The 24,685-nt window shown below is 50.8% G+C and carries 24 protein-coding genes; 12 read left to right on the forward strand and 12 right to left on the reverse strand.

Annotated elements, in window-relative coordinates; all coding sequences use genetic code 11:
* Nucleotides 1–17 precede the first annotated feature (17 nt).
* Nucleotides 18–1,427 carry an LCP family protein gene (locus ACZ45B_RS05265; protein WP_464675010.1) on the reverse strand — a complete coding sequence of 470 codons (1,410 nt, stop codon included), beginning with the start codon at nt 1,425–1,427 and terminating at the stop codon, nt 18–20.
* Nucleotides 1,428–1,731: 304 nt separating this feature from the next.
* Between ACZ45B_RS05265 and moeB the strand changes: the two genes are divergently transcribed.
* Nucleotides 1,732–2,907: a molybdopterin-synthase adenylyltransferase MoeB gene (gene moeB, locus ACZ45B_RS05270; protein ID WP_024544576.1), complete on the forward strand. Its 1,176-nt coding sequence runs from the start codon at nt 1,732–1,734 to the stop codon at nt 2,905–2,907.
* Between the two features lie 161 nt (nt 2,908–3,068).
* Here the strand turns inward: moeB and ACZ45B_RS05275 are convergent, their stop codons facing one another.
* Complete coding sequence (locus tag ACZ45B_RS05275) at nt 3,069–4,076, reverse strand: RNA polymerase sigma factor, RpoD/SigA family (protein ID WP_236612367.1); 1,008 nt, start codon at nt 4,074–4,076, stop codon at nt 3,069–3,071.
* 733 nt (nt 4,077–4,809) lie between these two features.
* Between ACZ45B_RS05275 and priA the strand changes: the two genes are divergently transcribed.
* On the forward strand, nt 4,810–7,221 hold the full coding sequence (gene priA / locus ACZ45B_RS05280; protein ID WP_024544574.1) for a primosomal protein N': 2,412 nt from the start codon (nt 4,810–4,812) through the stop codon (nt 7,219–7,221).
* A gap of 3 nt (nt 7,222–7,224) precedes the next feature.
* Here priA and nadC read toward each other — a convergent pair whose 3' ends face one another.
* The 9 genes from nadC to petG form a co-directional block, all read right to left on the reverse strand.
* The gene (gene nadC / locus ACZ45B_RS05285) at nt 7,225–8,082 is read right to left on the reverse strand and encodes a carboxylating nicotinate-nucleotide diphosphorylase (RefSeq protein ID WP_315862107.1); all 858 of its coding nucleotides are present in this window, start codon (nt 8,080–8,082) and stop codon (nt 7,225–7,227) included.
* An 11-nt stretch (nt 8,083–8,093) separates the two neighbouring features.
* On the reverse strand, nt 8,094–8,405 hold the full coding sequence (locus ACZ45B_RS05290; protein ID WP_024544572.1) for a DUF2973 domain-containing protein: 312 nt from the start codon (nt 8,403–8,405) through the stop codon (nt 8,094–8,096).
* Nucleotides 8,406–8,547: 142 nt separating this feature from the next.
* Nucleotides 8,548–9,846 (reverse strand): glycosyltransferase family protein, encoded by a 1,299-nt coding sequence (locus ACZ45B_RS05295; protein ID WP_024544571.1) that lies wholly within the window; start codon nt 9,844–9,846, stop codon nt 8,548–8,550.
* A 15-nt stretch (nt 9,847–9,861) separates the two neighbouring features.
* Entirely contained in the window at nt 9,862–10,653 is a 792-nt protein-coding gene (locus ACZ45B_RS05300; RefSeq protein ID WP_148293391.1) for a hypothetical protein, read from the reverse strand.
* Nucleotides 10,654–10,751: 98 nt separating this feature from the next.
* The gene (locus ACZ45B_RS05305; RefSeq protein ID WP_024544569.1) at nt 10,752–10,949 is read right to left on the reverse strand and encodes a hypothetical protein; all 198 of its coding nucleotides are present in this window, start codon (nt 10,947–10,949) and stop codon (nt 10,752–10,754) included.
* Nucleotides 10,939–12,342, reverse strand: coding sequence for a PP2C family protein-serine/threonine phosphatase (locus ACZ45B_RS05310; protein WP_038027704.1), 1,404 nt, complete (start codon nt 12,340–12,342; stop codon nt 10,939–10,941). The genes ACZ45B_RS05305 and ACZ45B_RS05310 overlap by 11 nt, the downstream gene beginning before the upstream one ends.
* A gap of 311 nt (nt 12,343–12,653) precedes the next feature.
* The gene (locus ACZ45B_RS05315; RefSeq protein ID WP_024544567.1) at nt 12,654–13,604 is read right to left on the reverse strand and encodes a glycosyltransferase family 2 protein; all 951 of its coding nucleotides are present in this window, start codon (nt 13,602–13,604) and stop codon (nt 12,654–12,656) included.
* Between the two features lie 53 nt (nt 13,605–13,657).
* Complete coding sequence (locus tag ACZ45B_RS05320; RefSeq protein WP_024544566.1) at nt 13,658–15,598, reverse strand: transglycosylase domain-containing protein; 1,941 nt, start codon at nt 15,596–15,598, stop codon at nt 13,658–13,660.
* Nucleotides 15,599–15,817: 219 nt separating this feature from the next.
* Nucleotides 15,818–15,934: a cytochrome b6-f complex subunit V gene (petG, locus tag ACZ45B_RS05325; RefSeq protein WP_012306008.1), complete on the reverse strand. Its 117-nt coding sequence runs from the start codon at nt 15,932–15,934 to the stop codon at nt 15,818–15,820.
* 240 nt (nt 15,935–16,174) lie between these two features.
* On the opposite strand from petG, the gene ACZ45B_RS05330 reads away from it, so the two are divergent.
* Genes ACZ45B_RS05330 through ACZ45B_RS05340 form a run of 3 tightly spaced genes read left to right on the forward strand, consistent with a single transcriptional unit; the run spans nt 16,175 to nt 17,974 of the window.
* The gene (locus ACZ45B_RS05330; RefSeq protein ID WP_051352875.1) at nt 16,175–16,492 is read left to right on the forward strand and encodes a c-type cytochrome; all 318 of its coding nucleotides are present in this window, start codon (nt 16,175–16,177) and stop codon (nt 16,490–16,492) included.
* A gap of 55 nt (nt 16,493–16,547) precedes the next feature.
* A complete protein-coding gene (locus ACZ45B_RS05335) occupies nt 16,548–17,237 on the forward strand; it encodes a hypothetical protein (protein WP_024544564.1) in 690 nt (229 codons plus the stop codon).
* Nucleotides 17,237–17,974: an SDR family NAD(P)-dependent oxidoreductase gene (locus ACZ45B_RS05340; protein ID WP_024544563.1), complete on the forward strand. Its 738-nt coding sequence runs from the start codon at nt 17,237–17,239 to the stop codon at nt 17,972–17,974. Before ACZ45B_RS05335 ends, ACZ45B_RS05340 begins: the two co-directional genes overlap by 1 nt.
* Before the next feature lie 20 nt (nt 17,975–17,994).
* Here the strand turns inward: ACZ45B_RS05340 and ACZ45B_RS05345 are convergent, their stop codons facing one another.
* On the reverse strand, nt 17,995–18,216 hold the full coding sequence (locus ACZ45B_RS05345) for a hypothetical protein (protein ID WP_024544562.1): 222 nt from the start codon (nt 18,214–18,216) through the stop codon (nt 17,995–17,997).
* Between the two features lie 97 nt (nt 18,217–18,313).
* On the opposite strand from ACZ45B_RS05345, the gene ACZ45B_RS05350 reads away from it, so the two are divergent.
* The 7 genes from ACZ45B_RS05350 to ACZ45B_RS05380 all read left to right on the forward strand — a co-directional run bounded on the left by ACZ45B_RS05350 (nt 18,314) and on the right by ACZ45B_RS05380 (nt 24,676).
* Nucleotides 18,314–19,603: a DEAD/DEAH box helicase gene (locus ACZ45B_RS05350; RefSeq protein WP_024544561.1), complete on the forward strand. Its 1,290-nt coding sequence runs from the start codon at nt 18,314–18,316 to the stop codon at nt 19,601–19,603.
* 176 nt (nt 19,604–19,779) lie between these two features.
* Nucleotides 19,780–20,763: an alpha-ketoacid dehydrogenase subunit beta gene (locus ACZ45B_RS05355; RefSeq protein WP_024544560.1), complete on the forward strand. Its 984-nt coding sequence runs from the start codon at nt 19,780–19,782 to the stop codon at nt 20,761–20,763.
* Nucleotides 20,764–20,798: 35 nt separating this feature from the next.
* A complete protein-coding gene (gene secD / locus ACZ45B_RS05360; protein WP_024544559.1) occupies nt 20,799–22,211 on the forward strand; it encodes a protein translocase subunit SecD in 1,413 nt (470 codons plus the stop codon).
* Between the two features lie 35 nt (nt 22,212–22,246).
* On the forward strand, nt 22,247–23,218 hold the full coding sequence (gene secF / locus ACZ45B_RS05365) for a protein translocase subunit SecF (protein ID WP_024544558.1): 972 nt from the start codon (nt 22,247–22,249) through the stop codon (nt 23,216–23,218).
* Between the two features lie 67 nt (nt 23,219–23,285).
* On the forward strand, nt 23,286–23,681 hold the full coding sequence (locus ACZ45B_RS05370; protein ID WP_024544557.1) for a hypothetical protein: 396 nt from the start codon (nt 23,286–23,288) through the stop codon (nt 23,679–23,681).
* Nucleotides 23,682–23,885: 204 nt separating this feature from the next.
* Nucleotides 23,886–24,161: a photosynthetic electron transport-dependent transcriptional regulator PedR gene (gene pedR, locus ACZ45B_RS05375; RefSeq protein ID WP_024544556.1), complete on the forward strand. Its 276-nt coding sequence runs from the start codon at nt 23,886–23,888 to the stop codon at nt 24,159–24,161.
* Complete coding sequence (locus ACZ45B_RS05380; RefSeq protein WP_029681593.1) at nt 24,158–24,676, forward strand: TolB family protein; 519 nt, start codon at nt 24,158–24,160, stop codon at nt 24,674–24,676. Before pedR ends, ACZ45B_RS05380 begins: the two co-directional genes overlap by 4 nt.
* Nucleotides 24,677–24,685: the final 9 nt, after the last annotated feature.

Below are 24,685 nucleotides of genomic sequence, written 5' to 3' on the forward strand. Positions count from 1 at the left end.
TATTTAGCGAATGGTTTCTAATCAGCCGTGACAGGTTGTTGATCACGTATGAGCCAATCCTGACCGACAAGAATGGTAAAGTCCGATTCAATTTCCCCGGTAGAGGAGGCTTCGATCCGACCAACTCCCAGGAGAGCCCGCAGTTGATTCGCACCAGAGATATTTCCCTGTTGAGCGATCACCTGGCTTTGCTCTAAGCGTTCTGGATGATCATTGGCCAGATAAAGATTGGTGAACCCCTGGGTTTGCAAATATTCTGAAACCTGCCGCGCCATCCCCGGAGAACCAGTGGCATTTTGAATTGCGATGCGGACATTTCTCGTTAAACCGGGCTCACCGGAGCCAGAGAAGTTAGGCGACTCTACCCCAAAAAACTCAGTCATCACTTGATTTTTGCCTTCATCGGAGATGATCCAATAGCTACGGTTATATTCCCCCGCATCACTAAATCGTCCTGGTAGCATCACCATCTGGAATTGCTCTGGGCCCAATTGTCGCGAAAAGTTCATCAGGGCCAACATTTCTTCCCAGGTCAAATTTGTATCAATATGCTCCCTGATGACACCAATCAGAGCTGGTAGCCGCGGGATAATGCTCGGAGATTGAATTTTCTCTCGGAGGGCCTTTAGGAGAATCTGTTGCCGTTGCACGCGACCGATGTCTCCAAATTGATCTTGCCGGAAACGAACGAACTGTTCTGCTTGGTCGCCATCTAAAACTTGCCAACCTTTTTCGAGGTTGATCTCTAAGCCCTGGGTTTGGTCGGTATAACGCATATCTGCAGGGACAAAGACATTAACGCCCCCCACCGCATCCACTAATTCTTTAAAGGTGTCGGTAGTCACGCGTACATAGCGATCCACAGCTACTCCATTGAGGGCATCACTGACGACTTGGACGGCCAACTGGCCTCCACCATAGGCGTTGGCTTCATTCACTTTTGTAATCCCCACATTGGGAATTCTCACCTGGCTATCCCGAGGAATAGAAAGCATATTCACTTGGCCCTGCTCAGGGCTAAATCCTAGGAGGAGCATGGTATCGCTGCGTCCATCAAATGCTGCCTCAGGGGTAGCGGCCGCCTCGACTCGATCAACTCCCATAATCAGAACATTGACTGGCCGCCCAAGGCTATAGGTACCAAGTTGTCTTAGGCCATCGGTCGCGAGTCCTCCTAGGGGGGCGGGTAAAAAGGGTAAAACGAGTTGAGAAATCGGGCTATAGACGGCGATCGCTGTACCCACCGCCGCAGAGAGGAGGATGGTTCCCATAAAACCAGCCCCCCAGGAAAACCCATGGACAAAGGCCGGGATCCCTTTTGCTTTAGGTTGACCACGGCGGAGGACAGGCTGACCAGGCGATCGCAACACCTTTGTCGAACCTTTACGGGTGTGCTCCCCACTTGTGACGTCCTGACCATGAACCATGAGACTCTTTCTCCTAAGGGATGAACTAAATTATCCCGCCTAATAACTGTTACAGGGGACCATACCTTGTCAATATTATTCGACGCAGTACTCCTTAATGCTTTTTTCAAAAAATACCAATAAATTTACCGATATTTACTGAGCGCCCCCAATTGCTTGGTAAATATTTTCTCACCCAAGGCAGGATCCCATAAGCTAACCTAGAATCTAACCCCACAACACAGTAGACTAAAAGACTGAAATCGTGTTCTTGGTCGTGACCCCAGACCTCAGACTCTCACAAATTTCCTCAGAACACCCAAAAATGTTAAATCCTAATTTAGATACTATAGAACTAACAAAGGATGACTACGAACGCTACTCACGGCACTTAATCCTGCCAGAAGTAGGCGTAGACGGGCAAAAAAAGCTCAAAGCAGCTAGTGTCCTTTGTATCGGTAGCGGTGGCCTTGGGTCGCCATTACTGCTTTACCTTGCCGCCGCAGGCATCGGTCGGATTGGTCTGGTTGATTTTGACATTGTGGATTTCTCAAACCTACAACGCCAAATTATCCATGGCACGTCCTGGGTGGGTAAACCCAAAATCCAATCAGCAAAAAATCGGATTCTGGAAATCAATCCCTTCTGTCAGGTAGATCTCTACGAAACCCAGATTAACTCCGAAAATGCCCTCGACATCATTGCGCCCTACGATATCATCGTTGACGGAACTGACAATTTCCCGACCCGATACCTCACCAATGATGCTTGTGTTCTTTTGAACAAGCCTAACGTTTACGGCTCAATTTTCCGCTTTGAAGGTCAGGCAACTGTCTTTAACTATGAAGGGGGGCCCAACTACCGTGATCTCTATCCGGAACCGCCGCCACCAGGAATGGTTCCCTCCTGTGCTGAAGGGGGGGTTCTCGGCGTTCTCCCGGGGATTATTGGCACAATTCAGGCGACGGAAACGATCAAAATAATTTTGGGTGCTAAGAACACTCTCAGTGGCCGCTTGTTACTCTACAACGCCCTAGATATGAAATTCCGGGAATTAAAGCTACGCCCAAATCCGGAACGGCCTGTCATTGAAAAGTTGATTGACTACGAACAGTTTTGTGGGATTCCCCAAGCAAAAGCAGCGGAGGCAGCACAGCAAGCAGCGATGGAAGAAATTACAGTAACGGAACTCAAAGCGATCATCGATGGTGATGCTGATGATTATGTGCTCATTGATGTTCGCAATCCCCATGAATATGACATTGCTCAAATTCCTGGGTCAACCCTAATTCCCTTACCGGATATCGAGCAGGGAGATGGTGTTGAACAGGTCAGAGCACTGTTGGCAGACGGCAAAAAATTGATTGCCCACTGTAAAATGGGTGGTCGCTCAGCAAAAGCCCTCGGGATTCTCCAGGAAGCGGGAATTTCGGGAATCAACGTCAAGGGCGGGATCAAGGCTTGGAGTGAGGAAGTTGATCCCAGCGTACCTCTGTACTAGCAGATAACAGCTTGATAGGCTTTATAAAGAAAAAGTCCATGATGAAAAACCCGCCTCTATGCGGGTTTTTTTGTAGAAACCATCTAGGCGATCGCCCCCGTACCATAGAAAAACCCCTCTGGTGAGGGGCTTCTTGATACTTGAATGCGATCGCCAGCCAATTAGTAGAGCCAGCTTTTAAGGCGGCGGGCCACCTGGGGACGGCGTAATTTGCGCATCGCTTTGCTCTGGATTTGACGCACCCGTTCCCGGGAAAGATTAAACATGCCACCCACTTCCTCAAGAGTGTGGGGTTGTTCAGACGAGAGGCCGTAGCGGAGGGCGATCACTTCCTTTTCACGGTCAGTGAGCACATCGCCGAGAACATCCCAAAGCTCTTGACGCATCATCGCTTCACTCATTCGCTCTTCTGGCAATTGCAGACCATCATCTTCGAGGAGGTCTACGAGTTCTGTATCTTCACCCTTGCCGACACGGTGATTGAGAGAAAGAGACTGCCGCCGGAGTTGAAGGAGCTGGTGAAGTTGATCTGGGGTGATGTCCAGTTCTTGGGCTAATTCTGTTTCCGTCGGGTTCCGTTGGAGGGTTTGCTTGAGAGTCCGCTGGGCTTTTTTGAGTTTGTTGAGCTTTTCGACAATGTGAATCGGCAGCCGGATCGTACGGGCATCGTTGGCGATCGTGCGGGTGATCGCCTGACGAATCCACCAATAGGCATAGGTGGAGAATTTATAACCTTTGTTGGGGTCAAATTTTTCGGCGGCCCGATTCAAACCGATCGCCCCTTCCTGAATCAAATCTAGAAACGGGACACCGCGATTAAGGTAACGTTTGGCAATGGAAACGACGAGACGCAGATTGGAGCGAATCATTTTTCGCTTCGCAACACGCCCCTTATAAAGAACCGAATTGAGCTGCTTTACCGTCTCTAGGCCTAATGTAGTTGCCCATTCTTCGTTGGTGGGCGATCGCCCTAATTGCGCCTGTAGCTCAAGGCGACGTTCTTCCGCATCATTGAGGAACTTGACACTGTGGGCCAGTTGAATTTCTTCATCGGGCTTGAGGAGAGGATAGCGGGCCATTTCCTTAAAGAATGCCCCCACCGTATCTTCATTACGGCTCCGGCCACCCCGAGCATGGAGCTCTGTATCTGAAAATGCCACCTCAACCATTGAACCGCTAGGGTCTAGTTCAGAGACAGAGTGGACATCCTGGGCATAAACTGGGTCGAGATTGTTAGTTGTATCGAACATAATCCTACGAAATATAAGGTCAGGGGCGTGTGTGGTGGGAAGCGAGGATTAACAAATGAAAAGTAAAAGGAACTAACTAGACACCGGGGGGTCTTGGTAAAGGATTTCAGTTTAAGCATGGGCGCAATGTTTGTCGGACCCACAAAACTGTTATACCTATGCAAATTCCGAAAATGTAAATAACGCTTTAATAAAAATCAACAATTACTGGATTTTTCCGGGAGTTCAACCCAGAGGAGAGAATGTTTTCCTAAAAGAGCAATGTAGCAGTCTGGGGAACGAAATATGGTTTTGTTAAATACAAAATTAAGATTTCAGCCAAGAAGATGATTCTTGGAGCAACTGATGTGAATTTTCTTAAAATCTTTCGCAAGCTTTTGATAAGACAGCAATGCAAGGAACATCAGAGCATCTCGATTACAATGGATTTCTGATGCTTTTTGAAGCGCCAGAGACTTTTTTAAAGATTATTTAATATTTGAGTTGCTTGGGATGTGTTGTTTTCCTCTCACCTAATCAAAGTCTCACAATAACTGACTCACTTCACTCTATCTAGGGTTACATATAGAAAAAAACGATGATGCTTATTTGAATTGATAAAAAATCATGGGGTATAGTGCTGAAGTGATGATTTTTTGGGAATCTTAAATAGTTGGTTTGGCTTGAAGTATTAGTTGATTGTGGATATACCCAGGGGCTATTTACCTATGCAATTCCGCCGGAATTAACAGTGGTCTCTGGGGATATTGTGTCGGTGGGATTTGGGGCACAGCAGGTGGGAGCGATCGCCATTCGTTTGACCCCAGACCCGCCCCAGGGACTTGATCCCCAGCAAATTCGTCCGATTACTGGCATTATTGCCCGGGGTTTTTTTTCAGCCCATTACTGGCAGCTACTTTTGCAAGTTGCTGACTACTACCAAAGCGATGTAATGACTGTGGTGCGCTTGGCGTTGCCTCCTGGTCTTTTGCGGCGATCGCAGCCCCGGGTACGATTGCTCAAAACAGCGCTTAATGCCCATGACCTAGAGCCATTGTCTGGGCCCGCCCAGCAGCTCCTTGACTTACTCCAACGGGGATCTGGAAAAGACTACAGCGTGCGCCACCTCCAGCGACAGGTCAAATCTGTCTATCGAGGCATCCAAGAATTAGAAAAATGGGGCCTGGTGGAGCGGTATTTGGCCGCGCCCCAGGTGGTACGGGGGCAACGGCGTAAATCTGTCACCTACGTGGGAGAACAGGAGGGGATCACGAAGCGGCAACGGGAAATTTTAATGGTGTTGCGCTACGGGGGGGGTGAGATGTGGCTGGCCGAACTGGTAGGAACCGCCAAAACTACCGCTGCCACGGTGGAAAAACTAGAAAAATTGGGTTGTGTCACGATCGCCGCACGAGAAAAACTACGACTCCACCAGGCGCCAGAGCATCATCCAGATTGCCCTAAAATCCTCACGACAGCCCAGCAGAGAGCCTTACAGACCATTCAAAAGATTCAGGGTTATGGTGAAGTGCTCCTCCATGGGGTAACAGGTTCGGGAAAAACAGAAGTCTACCTCCAGGCGATCGCCCCGGTGCTAACCCAGCAAAAATCTGCCCTCGTTTTAGTTCCAGAAATTGGTTTAACCCCCCAGTTAGTGGATCGCTTTCGGGCGAGGTTTGGCGATCGCGTTTTGACCTACCACAGTGGTCTGTCTGACGGAGAACGCTACGACACTTGGCGACAGATGTTGCGACCCGACAGTCAAATCATTATCGGCACTCGCTCTGCGATTTTTGCGCCCCTACCCAATGTGGGGATCATCATCCTCGATGAAGAACATGACAGCAGCTACAAACAGGATCAGCCCGCCCCCTGTTACCATGCCCGTACCGTTGCCCGATGGCGATCGCAACAAGAAAATTGTCCGCTCATCCTCGGTTCGGCCACCCCAGACCTTGATACCTGGGTGCAGTTTCAGGGTCACCCTGATCCTCAGCATCACTACCTTGCCCTACCAGAACGCGTCCAGGCGCGGCCCCTCCCCCCGGTCACAATTGTGGATATGCGCCACGAGCTGCGCCTGGGCAATCGATCTTTGTTTAGTCAATCCCTCCGCCAAGCCCTCGAACGCATTGCCCAAACGCAAGAACAGGGTATTTTATTTGTGGCCAGACGTGGTCATAGCACCTTCGTTTCCTGCCGCAGTTGTGGCTATGTGATGGAATGTCCCCATTGCGACGTTTCCCTTTCCTATCACTATGTCCAACCAGGCAGCACCCCCGTCCTGCGTTGTCACTACTGCGACCACACTCAGATTCAACCGAAGCATTGTCCCAGTTGCGAGTCTCCTTATTTCAAATTTTTTGGCAATGGGACCCAAAAAGTGTTTCAGGCGATCGCCCAAGAATTTCCCCAACTCCGTTGTCTGCGCTTCGACAGTGACACCACGAAGCGTAAGGGCGCCCACCGGGATTTACTCGGACAATTTGCCCGGGGGGAAGCAGATATTTTATTGGGCACACAGATGCTGACCAAGGGTTTAGATGTCGCCCAGGTGACCCTAGTGGGGATCATTGCCGCCGATGGGCTGCTGCACCAAAGTGATTTTCGAGCCGCCGAAAGAACCTTTCAAACCCTCACCCAGGTGGCGGGCCGGGCGGGCCGGGGAGCGGAACCAGGCCAAGTCATTTTACAGACCTATTCCCCAGAGCACCCGGTGATCCAAGCGGTCAAAAGCCACGATTATCTGACCTTTGCCCAACGGGAAGTATTACAACGGCAAGAACTAGACTACCCTCCCTTCGGAAAATTAGTACTCTTGCGGTTCAGTGGTGAAAACCAAGATCAGGTGCGCCACACCGCTGAGGCGATCGCCGAACAATGTTTTCCTTTACTAATGCCCGAAGATGAACTGTTGGGACCAGTACCCGCCAATATTTTGCGGGTGGCACGGCGTTATCGATGGCAAGTGGTGCTGAAATTCCCCCAGGGAAAACAAGTGCTTCCCGATTTAACCTTTTTGCGGGAACTGTGCCCCCGTAATGTAAGCTTCTCGATTAACATCGACCCGCTTTATCTCGATTAGCCGCTATGCCGTAATCTTCATGCTGATATCCAACCAAGGAGCCCGGGTAATCGTGGCACTGGTGGAAATATAATCAACCCCAGTGAGGGCAACATCTCGCAAGGTTTCTAGGGTGATATTGCCAGAGGCCTCTAGCTTGAGCCGTGGATTTTTGGCCCGTAATTGCGGGATCAACGCCGCCATCTGCGCCACAGCCATATTATCTAACATCAAAATATCAGCCCCTGCCAGCACCGCTTCAAAAGCTTGGTCAGGGGTCTCAGCCTCTACTTCAATGGTTAGGGGATAGGGCATGTTTTGGCGCACTAGGGCGATCGCCTGGGTGATTCCCCCCGCTGCTTGGATATGGTTGTCTTTGATCATCACAGCATCATCTAGGCCGAAGCGGTGATTTTTGCCACCACCTACTTGCACAGCATACTTTTCTAAAAGGCGTAAACCAGGGGTGGTTTTGCGAGTGTCAACCAGTTGAGCCGGGAGATCAGCAATTTTTTCGACATATTTTGCCGTTTCCGTGGCAATCCCCCCCAAGGGCATCAAAATATTCAGGGCCACCCGTTCCCCCATCAGTAAAATATCCAGGGGAGCGGTAATGGTGGCAATCAAATCCTTTGGCGTTCCCCTAGAGCCTTCGGGGAGAGCGATGTCCAGTTGAAAATGTTGGGGTTCTAGCAGACGAAAAACCCGCTCCACCAAGGGCAGGCCCGCCACCAACCCTGGTGCCTTAAGAATCAATTGGGCTTGGCCGATGGGGGCTTGGGTTTGGGCAAAGAGGGCTTGGGTGGTCCGATCGCCGCGACCGAGGTCTTCTTGTAACCACCGTTGAAGGAGGGGATCAATGACTAACCAAGGGGGTAACAGTGCCATCGCGATTAGGCATCCCCATCGGCATTGTTGTCACTGCTGGGAGAAGCATTATACAAATTGTCGAGGCGCTGCCTGGCATCTTCAACATCTAGCGATCGCACTACCAACAAAGGCTCATTAATGGGTTGACCAAGCTCATCGAGCATCTCTGGATGGGGAGTCGGTCTGGGTCGTTGGGGTTGAGCATTGCGGCTGTTACTCTGAAAATTTGGGTAGACCCTTGTTTCATTACTCAGCATCATAAAGCTACGCACCAGGTTCACCGCGGCGATGGTGGCGATAATTCCAAATGCCAAAATAAACAAGAGATGAAACATGGTTAACCTGTGCCTCGCTTAACAAGCAGCAATTCCGGTGCCGAGAAAGGCTACTTTATTTTTTATTATCTCGAAAAAACAGCCGTCTGGCAAAGGGCGATCGCCCTTGATCCCCAGTCACTGCTCCTGGGAGAATCAAAATTCAATCTTGGGGAGAACGAAGGGAGCTCGCTGGCAAATTGTCCTGAGGCGCAGAGGGTAGATCTAGGAGCTCACTCATCAGGGCCGTTAACTTTTGGGCCGCCCCTGCTTCCCCTCGACAAGCCTGGAGCGCCTGGGCGATCGCCGCCAATTTTTCTGGGTGGTCTAAATAATCTAAAACCAACTCTGCGAGGTCTTCAGGATGAAGCTCTCCTAATAACTCCGGCACAATTTCTTTTTTCGCCCAAATATTTGGCCAAGCATAGCGCACCCGGTGTTTACGCACATAGGCTAAGATGCGGCGGTTGAGCCAGCGCACAAACCATGTGCCCACCAGGGGAATTTTTGCGATTAGCCCCGGAATGCCATCCCAAGCCCGCATCGCATCAATTTGCTGGGTCGGCAAGAGCACCAGCATCGGTAAACCCAAGGCCCCCAATTCAGCAGTATTCGCCCCAATGGTGGTCAGGCAGAGCTGGCATCGCCTCAGGAAATCAGAGGCAGGAAAGTCTGTAATCAGTTGAATTTTCGCCCCATTGACCATTTGTAGGTAGGCTTGGTTATCTTGATAAGTTAGGTGAATTGGGCATAAACCAAAGGTCTCCACTAGGGGATTTTGTTGGCGATCGCCATAGCGCAACAAAGTCTGAATGGTGATAGTCGGGGCCACAGGGAGCATAAATTGCACCTCTGGACGCTGGTCATGGATAATTGTCGCCGTAGCCAACATCAAAGGAACTCCTTGGGCAAGCTTCATGCCCTTAGAGCCAGGTAGGAAGCCAATCATTGGGTTTGTGCCGCCTTGTTGCTGGTCACCCTGGGATACATCCACCATGAGATCCCCTACGATGCGACCTTTGGAGCGATATTTAGGTGGGATTTGTTGGAGTACTTGCCGATTCATGACCCCAAAACCATCGATCCAGCGCCACCAGCGAGCCTCCTGCTCGGCATAGATGAGGGTCTTAAAGCCCAGGCGTTTACCAATGACTAGGGGAAAAAATTGATCTCCTCCCAAAAAAAGCACTAACCCCTGGGTAAACCAAGACCAGTTTTCTGCGGTTTTGCCCCAGAGAAGAAATGGCAAAAAATGTTGTGCGGCCTGGACCCGGTCAACCTCGGGATAGCTACGAGCGATCGCCGCCTCCCGACCTGTGCTGTGGGAACAAGGGGCGAGAATGATCGAAATACGGGGGAGTGTCCCGAGTTGTTCGCGCACGGCCTTAACCACGGGGCGCACCCAGGTGGTCACTTCCCCGGGGCCGTTGGTCAGGATAACAAGATCGAACGGTTGAGCCATCGTTTTTAGAACCGCCTAAACCTTTTCCTTGGCCAAGGATTTTAGGGGTGTTTTGGGCTGGCTCAAATTCAGGGGTACGCCGGTTTTTTCCAGGCGCAGGGGCGCTGAAACCGTTGATTTTGGATGTTGGTAGAGACGCAGGGTTCCCAATAGTGCTTCCCGCAGGGGGCTCTCGGTTTCCTGCTGCCAACTGAGGTGAAGGAAGGTTTTGAGGGTCTGTTGTTGTTCGGGGGTGAGGCGACGTTCTTGGAGTAGCTGACGGAGCTGCCGAATCGCATATAGACGTCGCACCATACTGCGATCGCCTAAGTCAGCCAAAGACTTTTCAAACTGCTGCAGCGGTGAAGCAGAATTTAAACTGCGGCGTACATTCAACAAAAAAATAATACTAATTAAACTCCCTTGGAGTAATAGGGCGCTAGTGAGCCAAGGATTACCACTCGATTGCCACAGGGCGATCGCCCCGTAGCTGACCAAGACCGCCACACTCCCCCCGACCCCAGCAAGCAATAGACGCCGATAGCGCCCCTGCCAAAGCCGATAGGCTGCTTCGAGATAGGTTTCCCAGGATAGGTCATCGGCCAAGTAGATTGCCCCCATGACAGCGCCCCCTAGGGCGATCGCCAGCATTAGCTGCCACTGCCAGATCCAGAGGCCCAAAACTCCGGCCCCGATCCCAGTAACTTGGCCAGCTCGGGGCCAGTCTATGGCGCGGTTCAAGGCAGACCATTGACGCTGAATATCATTCAGCCGCCGTCGGTTGAATTTCAGTGGAGGAGAGGGGGATCGACGTAAATACTTAGACACAAAACCAGTCTAGGGCACGAACAAAATCAACAGTTATTTTTTCGGGGAGAAAAAATTTCCCTTAAGCATATCGCACTTTCTGGAGGGAGAGAAATGCTTTAACCGCGCCGGAGACCGCTAAACCAGTAGCCCAAGACAAAACCCAAAATCATGGCCCACAGTTGACCGCTGTCAACAAAATTTTGGAAGCCATCCCGAATTTGTCCGAGGACATCGGGATCTTCAACATAGCCCACCTGGGCAATGATGATCTGCTGGGACGACAGTGAGGGGGAATCGGTGGAATTAGCAATCATGGTGCTGACAGGGCTGAGGATGGACTGCTTCTGATTGTACCTGGACAACGACCAGGGTCATATCGTCACCCCCTTTAACTTTGGGATAGGTGAATTTTTCGACCTGAGTGAACAGTTCCTGGACGATCGCCTCGGGGGTTTGACAATTTTGGCAGGCATTTTGAAAAACCCGCACCAGGTTTTCTTCGTCGAAGCGATCGCCATGGGCATTGACCGCATCGGTAAAGCCATCGGTGTAGTAGAGAACGATATCCCCTATTTCTAGCACCACTTTTGCATCTTCATAGGTGGAATCTAAGTCAAGGCCAATGAGCATGCCTTGGGTATCAAGGGTCTCGATTGTTTGGGTTTGGGCACGCCACAACAGGGGCGGATGGTGGGCCGCGTTGCTGTAGGCGAGGGTACGGGTTTTCGGGTCATACTCTGAATAAAACAGGGTGACAAACCGATGGGAATTATCCAAATCAGCATACATAACCCGATTGAGATGTTCGAGAATTTTCGCGGGGCTATGGCGGTTCAACACTTCTGCCCGGAGCATGCCCCTGGTCATGGTCATAATCAAACCAGCGGGAACGCCCTTGCCCATCACATCGCCGATCACAATGCTCCAGGGGACACATTGCACCAGTTTTGGATCATCTTGACGGCGAATCCGGTCGTAATTACTGGGAATAAAGTCGTAGTAATCGCCCCCGACCCGGTAGGCATTGCGGTAGTCGGCGGCGATCGCCAACCCTTTGATTTGGGGACATTCCCTCGGGAGGAGGTGATTTTGAATTTCTGAGGCGATCTCTAATTCTCGGTCTTGTTTTTCTTTGCTGCGGAGTTTGCTAGTCAGGTCATTGTTAGCGATCGCCACCGCCGTTTGGTCAGCCACCAGTTGCACCAATTTTCGGCGGGTGATGTCCCAACTGTACTGGGGGTCACGGCTAAAGACATAGAGCTTGCCCCGGGTAACATTTTTGACGAGAATCGGTGTACTACAAATTCGAAACTCATTCCCCAGCTGGGTTTGGAGCTTTTCATCCCATTCCAAAGCTTCTTGGGCTGTGCAAATGGACGCCGAGCTATCCCCATTGGCGATCGCCCCTTTGGTTTGCTCAAAAGCCCGACGAATGAGCTGGCAGTCGCCCCCTTCACCACAATAAAATTTTTCTAAGTGAATCTGGCCTTGGGGCTCAAAAAGCACAAGGGCTCCCCCATCCGCATCGACAACCCGGGCCGACATCAGGGGGGTAAGTTCTAAAAATTGATTGAGATTATTAAAGCTCCTTAGGGCAAAACCGAGGGAACTCAAGAGATCTTGAACCTTGGTTTGTTCGCGACTTAGTTTGGCGATTTGCGTCCGTAAAAATTCGACATCTTCGCCAATAGCCGTCTCTAAATGCATCTCTGATGGGTCAGACGCTACCTGTAATTCTGACTCCCGGGCGGCAGGGTCAAAATACTTGGGAGTGGCAAAATTAGAGGCAGAAGGAGTCACAATGATTGATGTCGTGGGGGTAAAAAATCTTGGTGAATAAGGGCACTGGATCGCGATCAGGGAGTCAGTTTTTCGACAACATTACTTATGTCTCGCAACGGCCTATTTTTTGGGCGGCCCCGGAGCTTCCATCGTCTGGAATTGGTCGGGTCGGTTTTTTACGGTTGCTAATTCATAGCTTAGTGGCTGCTATTTTGTCAAGGCATGGTTTGTGGCATTTAGGCATCAAGGTTCAACTGGGCTTGGCGATGGGCCGCATAAACAGCCTGGACGTTGTACCAATTGAGAAAGATGCGGGCTACTTCCAGGGCCAGTTGGGATTTGCCCTGCTGAATGAGCCACCGCAGTAAAGGCTGAAGACGTTTTTCGTTGAGCCACCCTCCCAGGGAAAGAATGCCCCAGAGTAGACGATGAAACCACGTCATTTGGATCATCATCCGCACTTCCCAAGTGGGATGTTTTTGGTAGAAGATAACACCCATTTTGCCCCGTTGAATCTCCTGGTCGATGAGTTGGGGAATTTGCTCAAGGCTAAAGGCGGGATGCCAATGGTAACCAACGGCGGCGGGGCATTTAATCAGTGTCAGTCCCAGTTTTTTTAGACGGACACCGAGTTCGAGGTCTTCCCAGCCATAGAGTTGAAAACCCACATCAAAGAGACCCGCTTCTAAAAGCCATTTACGGGCGATCGCCACATTGCCTGTGGCAAAATAGGCGGCTGAAAAATCAGTTACCTTGAAGGGCTCACGGGTGGGATTGTCAAAATTCGCTGTGTTGATGACGCGACCATAGGTAAAGAGGCGATCGCTTTTTAGTTTTCGTTTTCCCTGGCGTAGTCCTTCCAGGTGAGCCGCCAAAAAAGTCTCTGTGACCACCAGATCACTGTCAATAAAAATAATGATATCGCCCCGGGCCTGTTCAACCCCCAGGTTACGGGCAGCGGCTGCCCCTTTATGGGCCTGTTCAAACAGCCGGACATGGGGATATTGCTCTGCCTCTGTCTGTAGCCAAGCCACTGTACCATCGGTGGAGCCATCATCCACCACCACAACTTCATAACCCCCATTGGCCAGCTCTTCCGGTACCTGTTGCTGTTCAAGGGCCCAGAGACATTTTGTCAAAATCGGCTTGCGGTTATAGGTAGGGATGACAACGCTGATGTAAACCAAATTGCGTACCTGAAACTAGGGAGAAAATAACTGTCCCATTATGCCGGATATACCTAGGGTTTGGGTTGCTCATACTTTGAAGCTGGCGCAAAATATTGGGGCGCTTCGCCCTTGAGTGCTTCCTGCATAAAAGCTCGCCAAATGGGCGCTGCTGCCCCGCCCCCAGTTGTGCCTGTTCCCATGGGACGATAATCATCGTTGCCGATCCACACGGCGGCCGACAGTTGGGGGACATAACCGACAAACCACACATCTCGTTCTGCTGAGGTCGTGCCTGTTTTGCCGGCGGCAGGGCGATCGCCTAAACTCGCCGACCGACCAGTCCCACTGGTAATCACCCCTTGGAGGACACTATTAAGAGACGCCGTCGCCCAGGGATCTAAAACTAAACGAGGCTGGGGGGTGTTATCCAACAGTACATTTCCTTGACTATCGGTCACCCGTAGAATCATTGTTGTTTCACTCTGCCAGCCATTGTTCGCGAAGGTGGCGTAGGCACTGGCCATTTCAAGGGGACTGATCCCTACGGCACCGAGGGGGAGAGAGACGACAGGCTGGAGCGGACTCTTGATTCCCAACAGACGACAAATCTCAATTACCTTGTCGAGGCCCACTGCCCTCCCCAGTTTCACCGCAGGGACATTCTTGGAAACGACGAGGGTATCGTACAAACTCATTGTTCCCGAAAAATCCCCTCCGTAGTTCTGGGGCGCATAGGTGCCACTCCCATCGGGATAACTCACTGGACTATCTTCGATAGTAGTAAAAGGTGTGTATTTACCACTGGCGAAAGCAGCATAGTAGACGAATGGTTTAAACGCAGAACCTGGCTGCCGCTGGGATTGAATGGCACGGTTAAACTGACTTTCTTGATAGTCGCGACCCCCGATCAAGACTTTGACAAAATGGGTACGCGGATCAACGGCGGCCACGGCAATCTGGTCCGCCCGGAGCCCCCGATTGCGAGCCTGCTGAAAGCTATTTTGGACGATGGTTTCGGTGCGCCGCTGCAGGTCAAGATCAAGGGTCGTCTGGACTTGCATGCCCCCTTTTCGGACCAGTTCTTCCCCGAAGCGTGCGGTCAACTCTTCCACAACAGCTTGGGTAATGTAGGGAGAAGCGCTGGCAAGCCAAGCGGTTGGTCTGCCTACCAGGAGGGGTTCTTTGGCGGCGGCCTCTGCTTGTGCGGGGGTAATCCACCCCAGATCTCGCATCCGGTTTAACACGATGAGTTGCCGTTGTTTGGTCTGTTGGTAGTTACGGAAAGGACTATATTCTTCAGGGGCTTGAATCATCCCTGCCATCACTGCCGCCTCAGCGAGGGTGAGGTCAGCGGCAGATTTATTGAAATAGGATTCGGCGGCAGTTTCAACACCGTAGTTGTTGTGTCCCCAGTAGATGTTGTTGAGATACATCTCCAGGATTTCATCTTTAGTAAAGCTCTGCTCAATGCGTAGGGCCAATATGGTTTCGGCCAGTTTACGGTTATAGGTACGGTCTTGGGCAAGGAAGAGATTTTTCACCAACTGCATGGTGATGGTCGAAGCGCCTTCGGTAATCCCCCCGGCTTGGAGGTTAGAGATGATCGCCCGGCCAATACTGGTGGGGTTGATCCCATTGTGTTGGTAAAAGTGGCTGTCTTCGATCGCCAAAATCGCTAATTTCAGGTCCGAAGAAACCTCGGGAAGAGTCGTATTTCTGCGGTTGGCTTCTCCGTGGAGACTAAGAAGGACTTTGCCGTTAATGTCGTAAATATAGCTGGTTTCGGTGGGCACGTAAGTCTTGAGGGTGCGCACATCGGGGAGATTGCGGAAACTGATGGCCAGCCCCACCAGCCCCCCAGCGGCGATCGCACTCCCCAATAACGTGCAGGTGATCATTGTGCCCACAGCCTTCTGGCAGACACCTTGGAAAAAGCCCTGGGGCGATCGCTCAGCCTGAGCCTGGGGACGGGACATTTTCTTTGTTTTGTGCCGGACGGTGCTAGATGACAAGGGCGTTAACCTCTAATGGTTCGGGAGACTGGAGCAGACAGGCTGGGGGCGCCGCAAAAAAGGAGATCGATTCGAGGCTTGACGGTGGTTTCTGCCCAAAATTTTAACAAGGGAAAACCGCTTTTTGACGGACTAAGACCATCGGCCAAAAAAATAATCCCTGCTTCGAATCAAGCAAGGATCACCGTAGCCAGTCCCGATGGCAGTCGAGACGGCTTTTTATTCCATGCCGAGGTCATTGCCGCGCTTGTACTGGAGGTAAGCAGCCACGAACAAACCCGCGAGGGTAACGGGGATCAGGCCTAACACGATGCCGAGTAAAAGGGGTTCAATCACAGAAATTCTCCTTTGGCGGTAATTTTAAAACGCACTCTTTAAAATATTTGTAACTATTCTATGGGATTGGGGAAGTCCGTGCCAAGGGATTTGATTCGACATTCCGGGGCGATCGCAGTAGGATGACTATTAAGAAAAATTGCGTAATATCAACAAAGTTGTATCCCTTCGACAGCAAATTCTGTGGCTAATTCTTCCGAGCTTTCCGTCCCAAACTTTTCGAAGCTCCTCTTCGTGACGATGCTGACATTGGCGATCGCTGCCCTGGGGATGTTTGGTGCTTACAATTCCCAAGCCAGTGATCCCTATGTCCAACAGGTCTTGAGTCTACGGGGTGATGATTTACGCGGTAGTGCAATTTTTCAGATTAATTGTGCTGGCTGCCACGGCGTGAGTGCCAGTGGCAATGTTGGCCCAGATCTGCGCTCAGTGGCCCAACGCAAATCCGATGTACGTTTAATCCAACAGGTAATCAGTGGTAAAACTCCACCCATGCCCAAGTTCCAGCCAGCACCCCAAGATATGGCTGACCTATTGAGTTATCTTCGTACCCTCTAGCCTTGATTTTGGGAATTATCTCCCTTTCCCTACTATTTTTATCTGTTGTGTTGCCATGGCTCGCTCAATTCTCCTTGGTTTATTGTGGTTTGGGTTTGTTCTCTATGCTTTTTGGGGAGCGCCGCCGAATCAACCGGATACCCTGGCGCTGATCCTCGCCTTGTCCCAGGGGAATTGGGATGGGCTTAATCCACTCGTCATTGCGCTGTTTAATGCCATGGGAATCTTACCCGTGATGTATGGGGCCTTGCTGTTTTTAGATGGTCGGGGCCAAAAATTACCCGCCTGGGCCTTCGCCGCAGGGAGCTTTTTCCTCGGTGCTTTTGCGTTATTGCCCTACCTGGCTTTACGGCGGGACAATCCTACTTTTGTGGGTCAAAAAAATATTTGGCTCCGCTGGCAAGATTCGCGGCTGTTGGGTTTATTTTGCCTAATTGCTCTGGTGGTGTTGTTTATCTATGGTTTAGGCCAGGGTGATTGGTCTGACTATGGGGCTAAATTTGCCAATGATCGCTTCATTCAGGTCATGAGCTTAGATTTTTGTTTACTGTCGCTGCTGTTTCCGATCTTGCTGGGGGATGATTTTGACCGCCGGGGTTTGACAGAGAAAAAAGGGTGGCTCTGGGCGATCGCCTTCACTCCCCCTTTTGGGGCCGCCTTGTATTTAGCCCTACGCCCTCCCACTCTGACAGCCTCCGGCAATGTTACTGTGGCATCCATGCCCACGGCAGATCGGGGGAACTGATGGAAGCACTTGTGATCGGGGCTAGTCGCGGCATTGGCCTTGCTTTTATCCGGCAATATTTAGGGATGATCCATTGTCAGCGGGTCTACGGCACCTACCGCCACCTGTCAGCTGAATTAAAGCTGCTCCAGACCCAATATCCAGAACGCTTGGTTTTACTGCCCGTAGATGTGACCAAAGAAGATCAAATTATCCAGGCGATCGCCACCCTTAAGGGCCAAGCGCAGCGGCTCGATGAAGTCATTTATTGTGTCGGTCTACTCCACCAGCAGACTCTTCAACCAGAAAAAAGCCTCCGTCACATTCACCCTGAGAATTTACTGACCTACTTTCAAATCAATGCCATTGGTGCGGTGCTCTGGGCCAAGCATTTAGCGCCCCTCCTGCGCCACGGCGATCGCGCTGTGTTTGCCGCCATCTCTGCTAAGGTCGGGAGCATTGAAGATAACCGTTTGGGGGGCTGGTATGGTTATCGCGCCTCAAAAGCTGCCCTAAATATGTTCCTAAAAAATATTGCGATCGAATGGAAACGCACCATGTCCCAGGCGATCGTGGTGGCTCTCCACCCGGGCACGACTGACACCGAGTTATCCCAACCCTTTCAAAAAAATGTCCCCCCCGAAAAGCTTTTTACGCCAGAACGTACTGCGAATCAGCTGCGCCTCGTGCTCGATCGCCTGACGGATCAAGACAGTGGCCAGTTTTTGAGTTGGGATGGAACTCCCTTGCCCTGGTAGCAAGCCTGATGTCAAGGTGTTTACCTCCAAAAAGTCAGCTCTAGGCAGACCCATTTACCCGCTTCGGGCAAGGTCAAAGATTTCAGAACGGCGGCCTGTAATTTTGGCCGTGAGTCATCCAGGCGATCGCCTAGGGGAAAGCCCCTCCTAGGAACCATAATGTGCTTCATCGGCAATGGGGTTCGAGTATATTGGAGATGGCCCCTGGGAGCCAATTCTGTCACCGCAGCCTTAAAACCCATGGGCGCTATCTACAAAAACGATAAACTTACTGCTCTTGAGATTGATCCTGGCCTGATTACTGGGAGTAGAGTTGTCATCACAGGAACAATTAAATCCATGACATTTGACACCCTCGGTCTTTCGGCCGCACTATTGCGCGCTGTTGCCGACGAAAACTACAGTGCTGCAACCCCGATTCAACAGCAGGCGATCCCACCCATCTTGCAAGGAAAAGACATTCTCGCCAGCGCCCAGACCGGTACAGGAAAAACAGCCAGTTTTACACTCCCTCTACTCCAACTTCTGAGTGAAAATACTGCGCGAAAAGGACAACGATCGCCTAGGGCATTAATCCTCACCCCGACCCGTGAACTGGCCATCCAGGTGAGTGAAAGCGTTAACACCTACGGTAAATATTTGTCGCTGAAGACGGTGGTCGTCTTTGGGGGCGTCAATATCAATCGGCAAATCAAAGGTTTAGAACAGGGTGCAGATATTGTGGTGGCCACACCGGGGCGATTACTGGACCATGTGGCCCAAAAAACAGTCGATCTCTCCCGCATTGAGATTTTGGTCTTGGACGAATGCGATCGCATGTTAGATATGGGCTTTATCCGCGATATTCGCAAAATTTTGGCGAGAATCCCAGAAAATCGCCAGACATTGCTCTTTTCAGCCACATTTTCCACTGAAATTCAAAAACTAGCAAAAACATTACTCAAAAATCCAGTACAGGTTGAAGTGGCTCCCCGCAATACCGCCGCTGAACAGGTGGAGCAGGTGGTGCATCCCGTCGATCGCGATCGCAAACGGGAATTATTGTCCTATCTCATTGGCTTTAACAATTGGCGACAGGTTTTAGTATTTACCCGCACCAAACATGGGGCGAACCGCCTGGCGGAACAATTGGCCCAGGATGGCCTAAAAACAGCAGCAATTCACGGCAATAAAAGTCAGGCCGCCCGCAGCCGCGCCTTAAACGAATTTAAACAGGGTAAGGTTCGCGTGTTGGTGGCGACAGACGTGGCCTCCCGGGGTTTGGATATTGACCAGTTGCCCCATGTGGTGAACTTTGAGCTACCCAATGTACCAGAAGATTATGTCCATCGCATCGGCCGCACAGGGCGGGCGGGCAATGAAGGCCGGGCGATTTCGCTGGTATCCCACGATGAACATCCCCTGTTAAAAGATATTGAAAAGCTGCTGAAGCGCAAACTCGACAAAGACATCATTGCTGGTTACGAGCCAAACCCTGTAACCCCCGGAGAATCAAGCAAAATATCCCAGGGGAACCCCAGACAAAGCCGGGGTACTCGAAATCAACCAGGCCCCAAAAACCGTTCTAGCGCGAGTAGAAAACCACGCTCTTCTACCACTAGCAAACACAAACGCCGGGGACCAGGTTAGAGACATCGGCCTTGAAGTTGATCGCGAATCACGTAAAATTGATGCTCCGGCTCGCCCATCTCCCTAGTAAATCCAAGTCAAAACCATCGATCTCCTTCCCATCAGATTCATAGCGCAAGAAAAGCTCAGGAATGATAGGATGTCAGTTGCTGCGATAGGTTTTAGAACGATTTCATATGGCGGAAACTTTACTTTTTAATGCCCTGCGTCAGGCGATCGATGAAGAAATGGCCCGGGACGAAACGGTCTTTGTAATGGGCGAAGACGTCGGTCATTACGGCGGTTCCTATAAGGTTACGAAGGATTTAGCCAAGAAATATGGCGATCTGCGCGTTCTGGATACTCCCATCGCAGAAAACAGCTTTACCGGGATGGCTGTCGGTGCGGCAATGACCGGTTTACGACCCATCATCGAAGGGATGAACATGGGCTTTTTGCTGTTGGCCTTTAACCAAATTTCGAACAATGCCGGGATGTTGCGCTACACGTCCGGTGGTAATTTTACGATTCCGATGGTGATCCGGGGCCCCGGCGGGGTTGGGCGTCAGTTGGGCGCCGAACACTCCCAACGCCTCGAAGCCTATTTCCAAGCGGTGCCTGGCCTAAAAATTGTCGCCTGTTCCACCCCCTACAATGCCAAGGGTTTATTGAAAGCCGCAATCCGCGACGAAAACCCTGTCCTGTTTTTTGAACATGTATTGCTCTACAACCTCAAGGAAAACCTACCTGATGGGGAATATGTCCTGCCCCTCGATAAGGCAGAACTGGTCCGGGAAGGGAAAGACGTCACGATCTTGACCTACTCCCGGATGCGTCACCACTGTACCCAGGCGATCAAAACCCTTGAAAAACAGGGTATTGATCCAGAGCTAATCGATTTGATCTCCCTCAAGCCCATTGATATGGAGACGATCGCCAAATCTGTGAAAAAGACCCACCGGGTGATTATCGTCGAAGAATGTATGAAAACGGCAGGGATTGCCGCTGAGGTGATGTCTTTGATCAACGAGCAACTGTTCGATGAGCTAGATGCCCCTGTACTGCGCCTGTCTTCCCAGGATATCCCCACCCCCTATAACGGTACCCTGGAGCGCCTGACTATCATCCAACCCGATAATATCGTCGAAGCCGTGCAGAATATGCTCGCCCTTAACGTCTAAGCAATTCGCTCTGGTTTATCCCCCTCAGATCCATTATGCAAAAACAACGGTTCATCATAGTTGCGATTCTTTTTCTGGTGGCGATCGCCATCACGATTTTGACGACCCTCCCCCTCCAGCTGGGCCTCGATCTCCGGGGGGGTGCCCAGTTGACGATCCAAGTGCAACCAAACGCCGAGGGAGTCGTGGTTGGGGCCGATGATACCGCCGCAGTAAAGCGAGTAATCGAAAATCGAATCAATGGTCTGGGGGTTGCTGAGGCGATTACCCAGCTCGTTGGGGAAGACCGGATCTTAGTGCAACTGCCTGGGGTGACTGACCCAGAACAGGCAGAACGGGTCTTGGGGGGAACCGCCCAATTGGAATTTCGCCCCCAAAAGCCCGATACCGAGCAAGAATTTCAGGAACGTTTTGGTCTCCGGCGTCAACTGGAAGCAGAACTACAGGTGATCCGGTCCGGTAATAATCCTGAAGTGACCGAGGCACAAATTGCGGAACTAGAAGGGGCGATCGCCGAACTAGATGAACAAATTTTGACCCTCTTTGAACCCGTTAATCTAGTGGGTGAATATGTCACCAATGCTCAACCAGCCCCGACCCAAACCGGGAGTAGTTGGCAAGTCTTTTTGAATTTCAACGCCGAAGGGGGCGACCTCTTTGCTGAAATTACAAAGAGCCTGGCAGGGACAGGGCGCAGTGTCGGGATTTTTCTGGATGATGCCCTCCTCAGTGCCCCCACCGTTGGCCCAGAATATGCCGCCCAGGGGATCGCCGGGGGCAACGTGACGATCACTGGGAATTTTGACTTAGAAACAGCCAGTGATTTGGCCATTCAAATTCGCGGCGGTTCTTTGCCGTTCCCTGTGGCTGTTGTTGAAAACCGCACCGTGGGAGCGACCCTAGGACAAGATTCCATTCGTCGGAGCATCTACGCCGGGATTGCGGGGCTCATTCTTGTCCTCATTTTTGTCGCTGTATACTATCGCCTGCCGGGGGTGATTGCCGACGTTGCTCTAATTATTTACACGCTCCTGACCCTGGCCTGTTATTCTCTCGTGGGGGTGACCCTAACTTTGCCGGGGATTGCCGGTTTTATTTTAAGTATCGGGATGGCCGTCGATGCCAATGTGCTGATCTTTGAGCGCACCCGAGAAGAAATTTACAAAGGCAATACCCTCTATCGATCGGTGGAATCGGGGTTTTTCAATGCCTTCTCCAGTATTTTGGATGGGAATGTCACCACGGTGATTGCTTGTGCCGCTCTCTTTTTCCTTGGCTCCGGTCTGGTAAAAGGTTTTGCCCTCACTTTGGCGATCGGGGTGGGCGTGAGTATGTTCACGGCGATCACCTGTAGCCGGACGCTCATGTTGCTAGCAGTGTTGAGCTTCCCAGGTGTGCGCCAAAACCCCAGTTTATTTGCGCCCAATGCTCCTAAAGCCTCAAATTAAGCTTTTTTGCCCTTTTAGCGTTTGTCTTTGACCCGATGACTTTTAAATTTAGCGTTACCAAACAACGTCTTCTGTGGTGGTCTATCTCGGCGATCGCCATGGTTGCCAGTGTGCTATTTATGGGGATTTCCCTGAACCAAATTCAAGCACCACTGCGGCCTAGTTTAGACTTTGTGGGGGGGACAAAAATCCAAGTGTCCCTTGATTGCACGGTGGCAGGCAATTGCGATGCGCCCCTGGAAACAGCAGCGATTCAAACGGTAGTTGAAGAGCAGGGAGTGAGTGGAAGTAGCGTACAAATTTTAGGGGAAGAACGCACGGCTTTTTCGGTGCGCACGCCCCCACTAGATGTGGATCAACGCACTCGCCTAGTCGCTGCCCTCGAAACTGAAGTGGGCACTTTTGATGCAGGGACAATTCAGATTGATTCGGTGGGGCCAACAATTGGACGAGAATTGTTTATCCAGGGAATGTTAGCCCTGTTGGTCTCATTTTTTGGGATTGTAATTTATTTAAGTATTCGTTTTCAGCTGGACTATGCACTGTTTGCGATCGCCGCGGTGTTTCACGATGCGTTGGTCACAGCAGGGGTCTTTTCATTCCTGGGTTTGGTGGCCGGGGTAGAAGTGGATAGCCTCTTTTTAGTATCCCTATTAACGATTATTGGCTTTTCGGTGAATGATACGGTAGTTATCTATGATCGTGTGCGAGAAAATATCGCGGCCGACACAGATAAAACCATCGCTGAAATCGTTGATATTTCTGTGGTACAAACCTTGGGGCGATCGATTAATACAACCCTAACCACTCTCTTACCCCTGGTGGCGATTTTTCTATTTGGCGGCTCGACCCTCAAATTCTTTGCCCTTGCTCTGATCATCGGGTTTGTTAGTGGTTCTTATTCCAGTATTTTTGTGGCCAGTACCCTCTTGGCTTGGTGGCGCGATCGCAATGGCCAACCGCCAAAAATGTTTAAAGAAACAATGGATGCGGCGGAACTCTCTTAGGGGGATGATTCTTTACCTGAATATGCGGGTAATGTGCTGCTGGCCAAGATTTTTTTAGGTAATGGACATGGGCGATCGCCGACCGCAAGAGCTTACCACAGACAATTCTCTCAGTCCCTTGGCTCGCAAATTAGCCCGCTTGAATGTGTTGGGACGTTGGCTGTTTGTCGTGATGCTTTGGTTAACCTTGGGAAATTACGGTTTTTGGGCATTACGGGAAGAATTTCCCCTCTGGCAAGAATATTTGACCTGGGCAGTGATCCGGCTCAGTCTTGGTTATCACTATTGGGCCAGTGCCGCGTTGACCCTTTGCGTGGCCTATACCTGTGCAATTTTGGTGTGGCATAGCCAAAAGCTGCTGCGGGGCTGGTCTGATCGGGAATGCTATCGTCTCAATCGCTGGGCTGAACGCTTAGATCAAAATAAACGACACTGGCTATGGCGGGTCTTAAAATATTTTTAGATTCCCTAAAAAATAAGACAGCTGCTAATAACCTGCTACCCCATAGGGTTCTTGATGGTCTATTTCCCGCTCAATTTTTACCCTCGATTAGCCTGTTGCTTGGGGTGGCTAATGGGTAGAGTTGGGGAATTGTGTACAATCTAGCCAAAGTTCAAACCTCTCCTACAATGGAAAAATAACAGTACATCAACAAAAGAAAAGTCTATGGCTACGGAAAAGACAGCAAGCGAAGCGGCTCTATCGGAACGGGAAATTGAAATTGTTGATTTGGTGGCAGAGGGCCTGACGAACCATGAGATTGCAGCTCGCCTTGAAATCAGTAAACGTACTGTTGATAATCACATTAGTAATATTCTGACAAAGACGGCGACGGATAATCGGGTTTCTCTGGTGCGCTGGGCCCTCCAATGGGGTAAGGTTTGTCTTGACAATGTTAATTGCTGTACTCTTCCATCAAATTCTGTCACCCCGAATCAATGATTTGTCGCAGTGGGGCGATCGCCTTGATCGGGATCTTGCTTCTGGGTTGTCAGAGTACAAGTTTCGTGACACCCCCGGCTGATCCTCTGGGGAATAATCTCAACAGCCTCCACAGCGAAAAAAATCCTCGACTTTCTGATGATGGTCGTTTTTTGATTTTTAGTAGCGATCGCCAACGGCAACGACGTATTTTTTTGTATGATCTCGCCCAGCGACGACTGTTATCCTTACCAGGTTTGCACCAACCCAACGTGTTTTATGATCAGCCGGATATTAGCCGCAATGGTCGCTTCATCGTCTACACCTCGGAACAGGAAGGAAAAACGAATATTTATCTCTACGATCGCCAAACTTTCCAGAGCCAAAACCTCACCCGTACTTATCTTGGCCAAGTGCGTAACCCAACAATTAGTGGCGATGGTCGTTGGATTGCCTTTGAAGGCGATCGCACGGGGCAATGGGATATTGAAGTAATTGATCGCGGTGTCCAACCGGATCTCGTCGAAGCAGAATAGCCTCACACC

This window comes from Picosynechococcus sp. NKBG15041c, from assembly GCF_055380235.1.